Genomic DNA, 14200 nt, shown 5'->3' with positions numbered 1-14200 from the left:
AATCAGCGGTGACCGCCTTCGCGAACCGAACGGAGAACCGCGCGTGATCCCATCGCCGACGCCGTCGAGGCCGCTCACATGAACGTCCCCACCCGGCCAGGGCTGGACCTGGACCAGGTCTTCGACGCCTACTTCGCGGAGATCCACCGCTACATCGCCAGGCGGCTCTCCAGGGACGACGCCGACGACCTGGCGGGCGAGGTCTTCCTCGTCGCCGCCGGAGGCGGGTACGAGCCCTCGCGCGGCGACGTCAAACCCTGGCTGTACGGCATCGCCACCAAGCTCATCGCACGACACCACCGCAGCGAGATCCGCAGGTGGAGAGCGCTCAGCAGGACGGCCGAACGCGAGGCGCAGAGTCACGAGGACACGACGCTCGCGCGGGTCGCGGCCGGCCGGCTCACCGGCAGGCTCGCGGGGGCGCTCGCCGGGCTGAACAGGGGCGACCGGGACGTGGTGCTGCTGGTGGCGCTGGCCGGCTTCACCCACCAGGAGGTCGCGACCGCACTGGAGATCCCCTACGGCACCGTGGCCTCCCGGCTGAGCCGGGCACGCAAGCACCTTCGCCTGGCACTGGGCGACGTCAACCCGCTGAAGGAGGGCCACGATGGATGAGATCACGCTGCTCGCCCGGGCGATCCCGGACGAGCCGCCGCCTTCGGCCGAGACCGTGGCCCGGGCCCGGGCGCGGCTGACGGCCCGCCACGCCGAGGGACGCCCACCCCGCCGGCGCTGGGGACGGGGAAGGGGCCGGCGCTGGGGCTGGGGCTGGACGGCGGGCGCTGCCGTCGCCACCGCGGCGGTCGTCATGACCGTCGTCCTGTCGGTGTCGAACCTGACCGGCGTCCCCGAACCCGCGCCACCGGCCTCGCCCCCGCCGGCCTTCGAGCAGCCGCCCCACGCCTACGAGGGGCTGAACCGCCTGTCGGCGGCGACGGCGCCGCGGTCGGCGGCGAAGGTGCGTCTCCGCTTCCGTCCCACGAGCGAGAACGTCAAGATCGTGATCTTCTGCCGGGAGCCGGGCTCGATCTTCTTCACCCACGAGGGGACGAGCGGCGCCGCCGGCGTCTGCGGCCCGGACGGCGGGCTCAGCATGCTCGCGGACAAGGCGTACGAGCCGGGCTGGCTCGGCCGCGACCACCAGATCACGGTCTGGGTCTTCCCCCCTGACGCCCCCGTCGTCCGCGGACGCGGGGCGTGCCCGTCGAAGGACGCGTGCGAGGGGAGGCACGAGCTGTCCGGCCCGGAGGCGGCCGACCGGCTGGCCGCCGAGCTCGGTGAGCGTCCGGGAGCCTGGTCGGTCGCGGCGTACGACGCCGGCTGATCATCGCGATACATCGCGAAGGGAACCCCCAGGGTGTCCCGCTCGTTGGATCGAGGACGCAGAATGTGGGAGAGGCGGGGCGTGCGCTCCGCGTTCGGAGGAAGAGGATGTCGCCAGTCCAGAAGTACGCCATCGGCGCGGGAATCGCCGTCCTGATCTCGCTGATCTTCCTGCCGGGTTGGGTCACCCTGCTGGTGGTGCTGGGTGCGATCGGCGCTCCGGTGGTCGGCTACCTGATGCTCGACCCCTCGCAGCGCGAGCGGCTGAAGAGGGCGCGCCGGCGCGGGATCGGCCGCTGAGCCCCGGGCGGCGGGGGCCGGACCCCGACGGGCCTCAGGCCTCCGCCGCGGCCGGCGCGGCCGACTGGACGCGCTGGGTCACCCTGCGTTCGATGACGAACGACAGGAAGGGCACCGTGCCGCCGAGCATGACGCCCAGCATGTAGGGCCACGACCAGCGCGCCTTCATGCCGAGGTTCATCACCGCGACCAGATAGAGCATGTAGAGCCCGCCGTGGATCGGTGCGGTGATCTTCGACAGGGTGGGGTTGCCGAAGCCGTACCGCAGCACCATGGCAGCGCACAGGATGAGCAGCATGCAGCCGACGACGTAGGCGAGCACCCGGAAGGGCTTCAGAGCCGATTCCACGTTTTAACCTTCCAGAGCCATCTCAGGGGATTTGCCACGATCCCGATCCGACCGTACGGCGTCCCGTACGAAGTGGAACCACATGAAAACGGCGAATCCTGCAAAGATCCACCAGTTAGCGGCATAAGCCAGGTTACGCCAGGTCAGCGCACCTTCGGTCGCCGGCGGAGCGATCGCGACCTGCGTCAGCGAGCCGGACGGCGGCTGCGCGACCACGAAGCCTGGGCGCACCTTCTCGCCGGCCCACAGGTTGACCAGCTCGCCGGTGGAGACCGTCTGCACCTGCCCGGCGGGCAGGGCCTCGGCGCGCCGTTGCACGCTGTCGGTGCCCTGCTGCGGGCTCAGCCGGCCGGTCACCGTTACCCGGCCGGCCGGCACGTCGGCCGCCGCCGGGTCGTCGCTCGCGGCCACCCAGCCCCGCACCACCGGCATCAGCGTGCCGTCGTCGAGCCGGAGCGGCGTGAGCACCCAGTAACCGTCGTCCTGCGAGGCCTTGCCGCCGGGCGCGTCCACGTCAGGACGGCGGTCGGCGACGAGGAGCTGGCGGGCGGGGTCGTACGCGCCCTCGGCCGTCACCCGCCGCCCGACGACGTCGCCGGTGAGCTGGGCGGCCAGGGGGGCGAGCGTGGCGGCGGGCACCGGCGCGGGGTCGGCGGCGGCGCGCGGCCGGCCCGACTCCTCGAAGACCCCGAGCTGCCAGCGCCCGAGAAAGACGAACGCGATCAGGACCCCGATCGTGAGCAGGTGCAACCCGACGAGGCGGGGCGAGAAAAGGGTCCTGAGCATGTCTACAAGCTATCCGCCGGAGGGGGTGGTCCCCTAATCAGCCCGCCCCGAGGAATTCGCGCAAAAAGCCCCAAACGGCACAGCCGTTGCCGCTAGGCTTGCGCCCATGTCTGACCAGCACATCGACCCGGCGGGCAACACCCAGGCCTTCCGCGCCTTCGCGAACGCGCGCGAGCAGGAGGCCCAGGCCACGCCCAAGAAGTCGCCTCTGCTGCCCATCATCGCGGTGGTCGCGGCGATCGTGATCATCGGCGTCGCCGCCTTCCTCCTCCTCCGGTAGGGCTCCCCCTCCGGCAGGGGCACCCCCGGAAGGCCGACCCGCCGCGACGCCGTGGCGGGTTTTCGTCGTTCCCTCAAGACACCCATATGCCCTACATTGGACAAAGCGTCCAATAGGAGGTTCGCGTGGGTGAGCAGCCAGGGATCGTCATCGTGGGCTCCGGTTTCGCCGGGATCTGCATGGCCGTGAAGCTGAAGGAAGCCGGCTACCACGACTTCGTCATCCTGGAGAAGGCCGGCGAGCCGGGCGGGACCTGGCGCGACAACACCTACCCGGGCTGCGCCTGCGACGTCCCGTCCCACATGTACTCCTTCTCCTTCGAGCTCAATCCCGGCTGGTCCCGGATGTTCGCCCCGCAGGAGGAGATCCAGCGCTATCTGCGGGCCTGCGCCGACAAGTACGGCGTCACCCCGCACATCCGCCACGGCAAGACCGTCACGGCCCTGGAGTACGACGACGAGCGCCGCTCCTGGTCGGTGACCACGGGCGACGGGGAGACGTTGCGGGCCAACGCCGTGGTGTCCGCGATCGGCGCCCTACACATCCCGAAATATCCGGATATCGCGGGGCGTGAGGTGTTCGCCGGCCCCGCCTTCCACTCCGCCACCTGGGACCACTCCGTCGACCTGACCGGCAAGCGCGTCGCCGTCATCGGCACCGGCGCCTCCGCCGTCCAGTTCGTCCCCCGGATCGCGCCGCGCGCCGCCCACGTCACGGTCTTCCAGCGCACGCCCCCGTGGCTGCAGCCCAAGCCCGACTTCGCCTTCTCCCCGCGCGCCCGGCGGCTGCTCCGGCTGCCCGGCGCGGCCAGGGCGCTGCGCTACGGCATCTACTGGGCGCTGGAGACCAGGGCGCTCGGCTTCGCCGTGCACCCGCGCCTCATTAAGGGCCACGAGCGGATGGCCCTGCGCCACCTGGAGAGGCAGGTCCCCGACCCCGGGCTGCGCCGCGCCCTCACCCCCGACTACACGATCGGCTGCAAGCGCGTCCTCATCTCCAGCGACTACTATCCGGCCCTGACCAGGGACAACGTCTCCCTCGTCACCGACGCGGTCACCGAGATCCGCGAGCGCTCCCTGGTGGACGCCACCGGCCGCGAGCACCCGGCCGACGTGATCATCCACGGCACCGGCTTCAAGGTCGTGGACGCCCTCACCGAGCAGAACATCCTCGGCCGCGGCGGCCTCAGCATCCAGGACGCCTGGAAGGACGGCGTCGAGGCGTACCACGGCATCGCCGCCTCCGGCTTCCCCAACCTGTTCTTCCTGCTCGGGCCCAACACCGGCCTCGGGCACAACTCGGTCGTCTTCATGATCGAGTCACAGGCGAGGTACGTCGTCGAATGCCTGCGCCTGCTGTCGAGGACCCGGGCCAGAGCCCTCGACGTGCGGCCGGAGGCACAGGCGGCCTTCAACCGCCGCCTGCGCGCCCGCCTGGACCCCCTGGTCTGGAACGCCGGCGGCTGCCGCTCCTGGTATCTCGACGAGCACGGCGTCAACCGGACGATCTGGCCGGGCTTCACCTTCGAGTACTGGGCGCGTACGAGAAGGGTGAAGCCCGGCGACTACGAGCTCATCCACTAGCTGGACGATCGATCCCGAGAGGCCACGCCGGCCCGCTCACCGGAGTCACCGGTGTCCGATGCTGATCCAGGTGGTCTTCAGCTCCATGTACTTGTCCAGCGCGTGGAGCGACTTGTCGCGGCCGATGCCGGACTGCCGGAACCCGCCCCAGGGCGTGGTGATGTCGCTGTCGTCGAAGTTGTTGATCCAGACGGTCCCGCTCCGCAGTCGCCGGGCGGCGTTGAGCGCCACGTCGATGTCCCGCGTCCAGACCGCGGCGGCGAGGCCGTAGGCCGACGCGTTGGCCAGCTCGATCGCCTGCTCGGGGCCGTCGAAGTCGATGACGGCCAGCACCGGGCCGAACACCTCCTCCTGGGCGAGCCGGGTGTCGTTGCCGACCTGATCGACGATGGTCGGTTCGACGTAGGCGCCGCCGGTCTCCACGCGGGCGGCCTCACCGCCGAGCACGAGGTGCCCGCCGGCGTCGCGGGCCTCGCGCACCCGGGCGAGGATGTCGTCCCTGCTGTCGTGGTCGATGACGGCGCCGAGCTCGGTCGCCGGGTCGAGAGGGTCGCCGAGCCGGATGGCGGCGGCCTGGGCGATGACGTGTTCGAGCAGTTCGTGCTTGACGCGCCGGTCCACGAGGAGGCGGGAGCCGGCGTTGCACACCTGGCCGGCGTTGAGGAAGATCCCCCACGTCACGGCTCGCGCCACGGCCTGAAGGTCCTGGGCGTCCGCCATGACGATGTGCGGTGTCTTGCCGCCGCATTCGAGGCTGACCCGCTTCATGTTGCTCTCGCCCGAGTAGCGCAGGAAGAGCTTGCCGACCTGGGTGGAGCCGGTGAAGGCCAGCGCGTCCACGTCGGGGTGGCGGCCGAGGGCCTGCCCGGCGGTCTCGCCGAACCCGGGGACGACGTTGAGCACGCCCGCCGGCAGGCCGGCCTCGACGGCGAGTTCGGCGGCGCGCAGCGCGCTGAGAGGCGACTGCTCGGCGGGCTTGAGCACGACGGAGCAGCCGGCGGCCAGAGCGGGCGCGAGCTTCAGGCAGGCCATGTACAGGGGGAAGTTCCAGGGGGTCACGCAGCCGACCACCCCGATGGGCTCGCGGGTGACGGTCGCCAGGACGTCGCTGCCGGTGGGCGCGGTCTCGCCGTACACCTTGTCGATCGCCTCGGCGTACCAGCGGACGGTTCTGACGGCGGCGGGAACGTCGATCGTACGGGCGTCGGTGATGGGCTTGCCCACGTCCAGCGACTCGGTCAGCGCGAGCTCCTCGGCGTGTGCCTCAAGGAGATCGGCCCAGGCCAGGAGCACCCGCTTGCGCGCCCCCGGAGGCTGGTCGCGCCAGCGGCCGTCGTCGAAGGCCCGCCGGGCGGCGCGTACGGCGAGGTCGACGTCCGCGGCGCCGCAGGAGCTGACCTCCAGCAGGATCCGGCCGTCGATCGGACTGCGGTCGGCGAAGGTGGCGCCGTCCTGGGAGGACGTCGGCACGCCGTCGATGAAGGCCGTGCCGCGCAGGCGGATCGACGCGAGTGCGTGGCCGATCAGGGAGCCGGTCACGGGGTTGGTCATGGTTGCTCCAGAAGAGTGACGGCGTCGAGTGCCTGGGTGAGGTCGTGGATCAGGTCGGCCGGGTCCTCGAGCCCGACCGACAGCCGTACATAGCCGGGGGAGATGCCGAGCGAGGCCAGTTCCCCGGCGCCGAGCTGGGAGTGCGTGGTGCCGGCCGGGTGGGTGACCAGGGTCCGGACGTCGCCGAGGTTGACCACGTGGCGCACGATCCGCAGGCGTGACACGAACGCGGCGGCCGCCTCACGGCCGCCGGCCACGTCGAGGCCGATCAGCCCGCCCCGGGCGCCGTGATAGTGCCGGGCACGCCGGGCGTCGTCGCCGGCGTGCAAGGACGGGTGGTTGACGCGGCGCAGAGCCGGATGGCCGTGCAGGCGCGAGGCGATCAGGGCGGCGGTGTCGCAGTGGCGGGCCATTCTCAGCGGCAACGTCTGGATGCCCTGCACCAGCCGGCTCGCCGCCGAGGCGGCGAGAGCGGGTCCGAGGTCGCGCATGAGCGTCCGTCGCAGCCGCACCAGGTACGCGCTGGTGCCGCGGGCGCCGGCGAGCGCGGTCCACACCTGGCCGTGGTAGGCGGGATCGGGTTCGGTGAGCATCGGCAGCCTGGCGCCGGCGGCGCCCCAGGCGAAACGACCCGTGTCGACGACGACCCCGCCGAGGGCGGCGCCGTGACCGCCGATGTACTTGGTGGCCGAATGGACCACCACGGCGGCGCCGTGCCGCCCGGGGCGGCACAGCACCGGCGCGCAGGTGTTGTCCACGATCAGCGGTACGCCGAGCCGGTCGGCGACGTCGGCGACCTGCCGGATCGGGAACGTGCGCAAGGACGGGTTCGGCATCGTCTCGCCGTACAGCGCACGGGTGGACCGGTCCGCGGCGCGCGCGAACGCCTGGGGATCGCGTCCGTCGACGAACCGGGTCTCGATGCCCCATCGGCGCAGGGTGTGGGCGAACAGCGTATGAGTGCTGCCGTACACGTCGGAGGAGCAGACCAGGTTGTCGCCGGCCTGGCACAGATTGAGCACGCTCAGCGCGATCGCGGCCATGCCGGAGCCGGTCGCGACCGCGCCCACGCCCTCTTCCAGGGCGCTGACCCGCCGCTCCAGCTCGGCACAGGTGGGGTTGGCGTAACGGCTGTAGGTGAACGCCTCGCCGAGCGCGTCCTCGCCGTAGAGCGCTGCCGCCTCGGCCACGCCCGGCAGTTCGAACGAGGCCGTCTCGTACACCGGTGAGACCACCGGCCGGATCTCCGGCCCCGCCCGGCCGGCGGCATGGCCGCCGGCCAGCAACCGCGTCTGCACATTCCAGTCGCTGTCCTTCACGAGGAAGACCATAGCGGGTCAACAGCCTCCCGAACAAAGAAGTCTTTGCTAGTATGCCTACAGAACGAAGGCCGATGTAGCTGAAAGACCATCGGAAGGAAGACAGCGATGGAGATGGGAGAACGGGGCGATCTGGATGCGACCGACCTCGCGCTGCTGGCCCGGCTCGCCAAGGACGGCCGGGCGAGCCTGACCGATCTCGCGCGCGAGGTCGGTCTCAGCCGGCCCTCCGTCGCCGACCGCCTCCGCAAGCTGGAGACCAGCGGCGTGATCGCCGGCTACGCGGCCCGGATCGACCCGGCCCGCCTCGGCCTGCCGCTGCGCGCGCAGATACGGCTGCGCCCCCACCAGCCCAACGCCCGCGCTCACGGGTTGCGCGAGAAGCTGCTCGCCCTCGGCCATGTGCTCAGTTGCGTGCACGTGACCGGCGACGACTGCTACGTCATCGAGGTGGCCGCCCGGAACCCGGCCCACCTCGAAGAGCTGATCGACAGCCTCACCGGCATCGGACGCACCACGACCCTTCTCGTCCTGTCCGACGTGGTGAGCCCGTCCGACGTCGACCTCAAGGCCCTTCTGCTCGAACCGGGATCCGCCCCGCCGGCCGAACGCTGATCGGCCCGAGCACAGGAAAACATCGTCAAGTGAATGGAGGGCTTCTCATGTTCTCGCTGCCGCTGCGCGACGGCGCTCGTCTCGGGCCGCTGGAGGTCTGGCACGCCGAGGTCTTCGCCGATCATCTGGACCGGGCCCGCGAGCACATCCGTCCCTGGGTCGGCCCCGCGTTCGTCACCGACGACCTGGACGGGGCGCGGGCCACGCTCCAGCGGTACGCCGAGCGCCAGGCCGCCGACAGCGCCCGCCTGTACGGCATCTGGCGGGATGAGCTGCTGGTCGGCGGCGTGATGTTCACGGCGTTCGATGCCGCCGCCGGCTCGTGCGAGATCGGCTGCTGGCTGGAGCCGTCCGCCGAGGGCCACGGGCTGATCACGCGGGCGTGTGGCGCGCTGCTGGACTGGGCGTTCACGTCCCGGGGGCTGCACCGCGCCGAGTGGCACTGCCGGGCCGACAACGACCGCAGCTCAGCGGTGGCCCGGCGGCTCGGCATGACGCTGGAGGGCGTGCGACGCGAGGCGTGGCCGTACGAGGGCGCGCGCTACGACAAGCAGATCTGGGCGGTCCTCGCCGCCGAGTGGCGGAGAACGGCGGAGTCCTGACGGGCTCAGCTCCGCCCCTTGGATCGATCACCTGGACCTGACCACCATCGCGCTGCCGCCGCCGCGCCGGGTCGGCTCGGCCACGGCCTGGATCCGGTCCCGGCCGAGGAACTCCAGCCCCGTCGCCGCGCCGATCTCCGGGTTGAGCACGAACTGGTGCCCGCGGGCCTCCAGCTCGGTCCGGTAACGGTCGAGGAACGCCTGCTCGGCCTGCGTCTGCGCGGTGTTGCGCTGGGTGGCGCGGGGCGCGGCGAGCGCGGCCGGCAGGTCCATGCCGAAGTCGTAGCGGTTGAGCAGGATCTGTAGCACGGTCGTGATGATCGTCGAACCGCCGGGCGAGCCGAGCGCCAGCACCGGCTTGCCACCCTTGAGCACCAGCGTGGGCGCCATCGACGAGCGGGGCCGCTTGCCGGGGCCGGGCAGGTTGGGGTCGCCGGGGGCGGGGCCGAAGGTGAAGTCGGTCAGCTCGTTGTTGAGCAGCACGCCGCGGCCCGGCACGACGATGCCGTTGCCGCCGGTGGACTCGATGGTGAGGTTGTAGGCGACGACGTTGCCCCAGCGGTCGGCCACGACCAGGTGCGTGGTCTCGGGGCCCTCCTTGGCGGTCGGGCTCGCGGTGCCGGTGGGCTGGGCGCAGGGGCCGTACGAGCCGTCAGGGTCGCCGGGCGCGACCGGGCTGGTGAGCGCCCGGTCGCCGATCAGGCAGGCGCGTTCCTTGGCGAAGCCGTCGGACAGCAGCTCCTCCAGCGGCACGCCGGGCACGTCGGCGACGTAGGCGTTGCGGTCGGCGAACGACAGCCTGGAGGCTTCCAGGTACTCGTGCAAGCCCACCTGCGGCAGGGCTTCGAGGATGTTGAGCGCCTCGCCGACGGTCGAGCCGCCGGAGGACGGGGGCGCCATGCCGTACACGTCGAGGCCCTTGTAGGAGACCTTGGTGGGCTCGCGGAGCAGGGCCCGGTAGGCGGTCAGGTCCGACAGCTCCATCAGGCCGGGGCGGACGTTGCGGGTGCTGCCCGGCGTGACCGGCGGGCGCTTGACGGTGGCCACGATCTCCGCGCCGAGCCGGCCGCCGTACAGCCAGCCGGGGCCGCGCCGGCCCAGCTCGCGGTAGGTCTCGGCGAGCTCGGGGTTGCGGAAGACCGAGCCGACGGGCGGCGGCGCGCCGTTCGGCAGGTAGAGCTTCGCGGTGGAGGTGAAGTCCTTGAAGCGGGCGGCGTTGGCGGCGGTCTGGTCGTGGAAGGTCCGGTCGACGACGAAGCCCTTGGAAGCCACCTCGACCGCGGGCTGGAGCGCCTGCCGGAGCGAGAGCGTGCCGAAGCGGCGCAGGGCGAGGTCCCAGGTGGCGACGGTCCCGGGCACGCCGGCCGACAGGCCGCTGGTGACGCCCTCCTCGAACGGAATGCCCTCGAAGGTGGTCGCGGTCATCGCCTTGGGCGCCGTCTCCCGCCCGTCCACGGTGTGGACCCTGCGCCGGGCGGCGTCGTAGTAGACCAGGAAGCCGCCGCCGGTCGGCCCGGCCGAGTACGGCTCGGTGACGCCCAGGACCGCCCCGGCCGCCACGGCCGCGTCCACGGCGTTACCGCCCCTCCGCAGCACGGAGATGGCGGCCTTGGACGCGTCGAGGTCCACCGTGGCGACGGCGCCGCCGTACCCCTCGGCGACCGGGACCTTCTGCTGTGTCTCGACGGGGGTGGCGGCCACGGCGGGGGCGGCCGGGACGAGCGCGATGAGGACTGCTGCTGCAGGAAGGATCACTGGGCGCATGTTCCCCACGTAACACCAGCTACGCCTGTCGCGGTAGGGCCCCCTGCGACGCGGGGATGATGCGCTGGTCAGAGCGCTCAACTAGCGTTGGGGTGTGCGCTCGAAGTCCGGTTTCGCCCCTTACCTCGCCCTCATCACGGCGGTCTTCCAGATCGTGCTGTCGCAGGGGGCGTCCTACGGGCAGCGCGCGTTCAGGGCGCCGCTCGACCCGTGGGCGTACGCGCTGCTGCTGGTCGGACCGCTGATGATCGCGTTGCACCGCCGCTACCCGGTCCCCACGGCCGTGGTCACGTTCGTGGCCACCTTCCTCTACATCGGCGGCGGCTACCCCTACGGCGGGGTGTTCATCGCGCCGGTCGTCATGCTGTTCCAGCTCGTCGGGCGGGGGCGGCGGCCGGCCGCGTGGATCCTCGCCGGGATGTCGCTGGCGGCCTTCATCGCCTACGCCTGGATGACGCGCCAGCCGCAGCGGGGCCTCTTCCACGACCTCGCCGTCTCCTCGTTCATCCTGCTCACGATGGCCGCGGCCGAGCTGGCCAGGATCGCCCGCGAGCGCCGCGCCCAGCAGCAGCGGGCGGCCGAGGAGGAGAGCCGCCGCCAGGCCAGCGAGGAGCGGCTGGTCATGGCGCAGGAGCTGCACGACGTGCTGGCGCACAACATCTCGCTCATCCACGTGCAGGCCTCGACCGCGCTGCACCTCATCGACGACCATCCCGAGCAGGCCAGGACGGCCCTCGCGACCATCAAGGCCGCCTCCAAGGAGGTGCTGGGCGAGATGCGCTCGGTGCTCGACGTGCTGCGCGAGGGCGCGCCGCGCTCCCCCACGGCCGGGCTCGACCGGCTGGACGAGCTGATCGGGCGCTCCGGGCTGGAGGTGGAGCTGGAACGGACCGGCTCGCGGCCGCTGCCGACCTCCGTGGAGCGGGCCGCGTACCGGATCGTGCAGGAGTCGCTGACGAACGCCGCCCGCCACGCCCCCGGCTCGGCGGTCACCGTGCGGCTGGACTACGGCGAGCACGAGCTGGCCATCAGGGTGAGCGACACCGGCGCGACCGGGCCGGCCGTCCTGTCCGGCTCGGGCAGCGGCAACGGCATCCCCGGCATGCGCGAGCGGGCCGCCGCGCTCGGCGGCTCGCTCGTCGCCGGCCCCGCAGGAACGGGCTTCCAGGTGGAGGCCCTGCTGCCCCTACCCGAGGAGACGACCCCATGATCAAGGTGCTGCTGGCCGACGACCAGGCGCTGGTCCGCGCGGGCTTCAAGGCGCTGCTGGACGCCCAGCCGGACATGACCGTGGTGGCCGAGGCGGGCGACGGGGCCGAGGCGGTGCGGCTGGCGGAGCGGCACGGACCCGACGTGGTCCTCATGGACATCCGGATGCCCGGCACCGACGGCCTGACCGCCACCCGCCGGATGCCGGAGGGGCCGCGGATCATCATCCTGACCACGTTCGAGCTGGACGAGTACGTCTTCGAGGCCCTGCGCGGCGGCGCCAGCGGCTTCCTGGTCAAGGACACCGAGCCCGCCGAGCTCATCCAGGCCGTCCGGGTGGTGGCGGCCGGGGAGGCGCTGCTGTCGCCCAGCGTGACCCGCCGCCTGATCGCCGAGTACGCCAGCCGCGCCAAGGAACCGGTCGCCGCGGACGGCCTCGACCAGCTCACCGAGCGCGAGCGGGAGGTGCTGGCCCTGGTCGGCACCGGCATGACGAACGACGAGATCGCCGCCAGGCTCTTCATGTCGCCGGCCACGGCGAAGACCCACGTCAGCCGGACGATGATGAAGCTGCACGCCCGCGACCGGGCGCAGCTCGTCGTCATCGCCTACGAGTCGGGCCTGGTGCGGCCGGGCTGGCTCTAAATTCGGTTGATCCACTCGCCCGCCCCAGGCCATCGTCGGAGGATGCGGCGTTCCTATGACGATCTCGTCCACGAGGCGAGCACGGTCTCCGTGGACGGTTGGGACTTCTCCTGGCTCGACGGCCGGGCCACCGAGGAACGGCCCTCCTGGGGCTACTCCCGGCTGCTCGCCGGGCGGCTGGCGGCCTCGCGGGCCGCGCTCGACCTGCAGACGGGCGGCGGCGAGGTGCTGGCGGAGGTGCCCGCGCTGCCGCCGGTGGCCGTGGCCACCGAGTCGTGGCCGCCCAACCTGCGGCTGGCCGCCTCCCGGCTGGGCCCGCGCGGCGGCCGGGTGGTGGCCGCCGCTGACGACGGCCCGCGCCTGCCGTTCGGCGACGGCGTCTTCGACCTGGTGACGAGCCGGCATCCGGTGCACACGCCGTGGGCGGAGATCGCCCGGGTGCTGCGCCCCGGCGGATCCTTCTTCTCGCAGCAGGTCGGACCGCGCACCGCCGGGGAGCTGGCCGAGTGGTTCCTCGGGCCGTACGACCGCTGGACGCGCGAGCCGTCGCTGGCCAGGGAGGAGGCCGAGGCCGCCGGCCTGGAGGTCGTCGACCTGCGCTCGGAGCGGCTGCGCATGGAGTTCTTCGACATCGGCGCGGTGATCTACTTCCTGCGCAAGGTGATCTGGATCGTGCCGGGCTTCTCGCCCGGGCGGTACGCGGACAGGCTGCGCGCCCTGCACGACCGCATCGAGGCCGAGGGCCCGTTCGTGGCCCATTCCGCCCGGTTCCTCATCGACGCGCGCAACCCCTAAACGTCACGAACCGTACGACATCTGTCACTGGCCGCGTCCGCCGGACGGGTCTACCGTCAGGGGTATGCGATCCGGCGGGGAGCGCGTCCCCTGAGCGCCCAGGCCGCCGCCCTGCTCGCCGGCGGGGTGGCCGCGGGCCTGGTGGCGGGCACCGCGACGTGCGCCGCCACCCAGGGCGGCCTGCTCGTGGGCCTGGTCGGCCGGGGCGGCGACCGGGCCGCGGTCGGGTGGTTCCTGGCCGGGCGGCTGGTCTCGTACGCGGCGGCCGGGGCGCTGCTCGGGCTGCTCGGCTCGGCCGTCAGCCTGCCGCCGCCGGCGCGCGCGGCGCTGCTCGTCGCGGCGGGCGCCGTGGTGATCGGGTTCGCGGTCCGGATGTTGCGGCGCGGGCACTGCGCCGCCCAGGAGGCCGGCGACGTCCCCCGGCTCAAGGCGCCGCTGCTCGGCGCGGCCACCGTCCTCGTGCCGTGCGGGATGACGCTCGGCATGGAGATGATCGCGGTCTCCAGCGGCTCGCCGCTCGCCGGGGCGGCGGCCATGACGGGGTTCGTGCTCGGCACCGCGCCCGCGTTCGCGCTGCTCGGCTACGTGCTGCGCCGCGTCTCCCGCACCCGGCTGGCGAGGGTCGCCGGGGTCGTCGCGATCGCCGCCGGGCTGTGGACCGCGGGGACCGGGCTCAACCTGGCCGGCTGGCTGCCCGCCGCCGCCCCCGCGACCGTCCCGGCCACGGGCCTCACCGTCGGCCCCGCCACGGAACCCGGCACCGCCCCTGGGGCCGGAACCGGGACGGGACCGGGGGCCGGGACCGGGGCCGGGCCTGTGGTCGTGACCGTGTGGGCCACCCGCACCGGCTACCGCCCGGCCATGGTGACGGCCGCGGCGGGCGTGCCGGTCGAGATCGTCTTCAAGGTGGCCGAGCCGGGCTGCACCGGCACCGTCGTCATCGCCGGCCGCGACGTCGCGCTCCCGGCCACCGTCCGCCTGCCGCCGCAGCCGCGCGGCACCCTCCGCTACGCCTGCGGCATGGGCATGTACACCGGTTTTCTCGACTTCCGGTGACCCCAGCCGCGCGTTGTCGGCGA

16 protein-coding genes are annotated in these 14200 nt (G+C 72.7%); 11 read left to right on the top strand and 5 right to left on the bottom strand.

What is annotated here, in order from left to right; all coding sequences use genetic code 11:
* Positions 1-78: 78 nt before the first annotated feature.
* From Nocox_RS06775 to Nocox_RS06765, 3 genes are all read left to right on the top strand, one after another.
* A complete protein-coding gene (locus Nocox_RS06775; RefSeq protein ID WP_020541484.1) occupies positions 79-615 on the top strand; it encodes an RNA polymerase sigma factor in 537 nt (178 codons plus the stop codon).
* Entirely contained in the window at positions 608-1324 is a 717-nt protein-coding gene (locus Nocox_RS06770) for a hypothetical protein (RefSeq protein WP_020541483.1), read from the top strand. The genes Nocox_RS06775 and Nocox_RS06770 overlap by 8 nt, the downstream gene beginning before the upstream one ends.
* Positions 1325-1431: 107 nt before the next feature.
* Complete coding sequence (locus tag Nocox_RS06765) at positions 1432-1623, top strand: hypothetical protein (protein ID WP_020541482.1); 192 nt, start codon at positions 1432-1434, stop codon at positions 1621-1623.
* Between the two features lie 34 nt (positions 1624-1657).
* Here Nocox_RS06765 and Nocox_RS06760 read toward each other — a convergent pair whose 3' ends face one another.
* The gene (locus Nocox_RS06760; RefSeq protein ID WP_020541481.1) at positions 1658-1972 is read right to left on the bottom strand and encodes a DUF3817 domain-containing protein; all 315 of its coding nucleotides are present in this window, start codon (positions 1970-1972) and stop codon (positions 1658-1660) included.
* 3 nt (positions 1973-1975) lie between these two features.
* Positions 1976-2758 carry an SURF1 family protein gene (locus tag Nocox_RS06755; protein WP_026213976.1) on the bottom strand — a complete coding sequence of 261 codons (783 nt, stop codon included), beginning with the start codon at positions 2756-2758 and terminating at the stop codon, positions 1976-1978.
* A gap of 106 nt (positions 2759-2864) precedes the next feature.
* Between Nocox_RS06755 and Nocox_RS06750 the strand changes: the two genes are divergently transcribed.
* Together Nocox_RS06750 and Nocox_RS06745 are read left to right on the top strand one after the other, a co-directional pair.
* Positions 2865-3038, top strand: coding sequence for a hypothetical protein (locus Nocox_RS06750; RefSeq protein WP_020541479.1), 174 nt, complete (start codon positions 2865-2867; stop codon positions 3036-3038).
* Between the two features lie 125 nt (positions 3039-3163).
* Entirely contained in the window at positions 3164-4621 is a 1458-nt protein-coding gene (locus Nocox_RS06745) for a flavin-containing monooxygenase (RefSeq protein ID WP_020541478.1), read from the top strand.
* Between the two features lie 45 nt (positions 4622-4666).
* On the opposite strand, the gene Nocox_RS06740 is transcribed toward Nocox_RS06745, so the two are convergent.
* Complete coding sequence (locus Nocox_RS06740; RefSeq protein ID WP_020541477.1) at positions 4667-6172, bottom strand: aldehyde dehydrogenase; 1506 nt, start codon at positions 6170-6172, stop codon at positions 4667-4669.
* Positions 6169-7491, bottom strand: coding sequence for an O-acetylhomoserine aminocarboxypropyltransferase/cysteine synthase family protein (locus Nocox_RS06735; RefSeq protein WP_211212550.1), 1323 nt, complete (start codon positions 7489-7491; stop codon positions 6169-6171). Before Nocox_RS06735 ends, Nocox_RS06740 begins: the two co-directional genes overlap by 4 nt.
* Before the next feature lie 108 nt (positions 7492-7599).
* On the opposite strand from Nocox_RS06735, the gene Nocox_RS06730 reads away from it, so the two are divergent.
* Together Nocox_RS06730 and Nocox_RS06725 are read left to right on the top strand one after the other, a co-directional pair.
* A complete protein-coding gene (locus Nocox_RS06730) occupies positions 7600-8106 on the top strand; it encodes an Lrp/AsnC family transcriptional regulator (RefSeq protein ID WP_051112471.1) in 507 nt (168 codons plus the stop codon).
* A 47-nt stretch (positions 8107-8153) separates the two neighbouring features.
* On the top strand, positions 8154-8708 hold the full coding sequence (locus Nocox_RS06725; RefSeq protein WP_020541475.1) for a GNAT family N-acetyltransferase: 555 nt from the start codon (positions 8154-8156) through the stop codon (positions 8706-8708).
* Between the two features lie 27 nt (positions 8709-8735).
* Here Nocox_RS06725 and Nocox_RS06720 read toward each other — a convergent pair whose 3' ends face one another.
* Positions 8736-10472, bottom strand: coding sequence for a gamma-glutamyltransferase family protein (locus tag Nocox_RS06720; protein ID WP_026213975.1), 1737 nt, complete (start codon positions 10470-10472; stop codon positions 8736-8738).
* Positions 10473-10566: 94 nt separating this feature from the next.
* Here Nocox_RS06720 and Nocox_RS06715 point away from each other — a divergent pair, with 94 nt between their 5' ends.
* The 4 genes from Nocox_RS06715 to Nocox_RS06700 all read left to right on the top strand — a co-directional run bounded on the left by Nocox_RS06715 (position 10567) and on the right by Nocox_RS06700 (position 14177).
* A complete protein-coding gene (locus Nocox_RS06715) occupies positions 10567-11682 on the top strand; it encodes a sensor histidine kinase (RefSeq protein ID WP_020541473.1) in 1116 nt (371 codons plus the stop codon).
* Positions 11679-12326 (top strand): response regulator, encoded by a 648-nt coding sequence (locus Nocox_RS06710; RefSeq protein WP_020541472.1) that lies wholly within the window; start codon positions 11679-11681, stop codon positions 12324-12326. Before Nocox_RS06715 ends, Nocox_RS06710 begins: the two co-directional genes overlap by 4 nt.
* Before the next feature lie 42 nt (positions 12327-12368).
* The gene (locus Nocox_RS06705; protein ID WP_020541471.1) at positions 12369-13121 is read left to right on the top strand and encodes a class I SAM-dependent methyltransferase; all 753 of its coding nucleotides are present in this window, start codon (positions 12369-12371) and stop codon (positions 13119-13121) included.
* A 126-nt stretch (positions 13122-13247) separates the two neighbouring features.
* Positions 13248-14177, top strand: coding sequence for a sulfite exporter TauE/SafE family protein (locus Nocox_RS06700; protein ID WP_020541470.1), 930 nt, complete (start codon positions 13248-13250; stop codon positions 14175-14177).
* Positions 14178-14200: the final 23 nt, after the last annotated feature.

This window comes from Nonomuraea coxensis DSM 45129 (assembly GCF_019397265.1).
GTDB lineage: Bacteria > Actinomycetota > Actinomycetes > Streptosporangiales > Streptosporangiaceae > Nonomuraea > Nonomuraea coxensis.
This window is presented reverse-complemented; position numbering and strand designations above follow the sequence as displayed.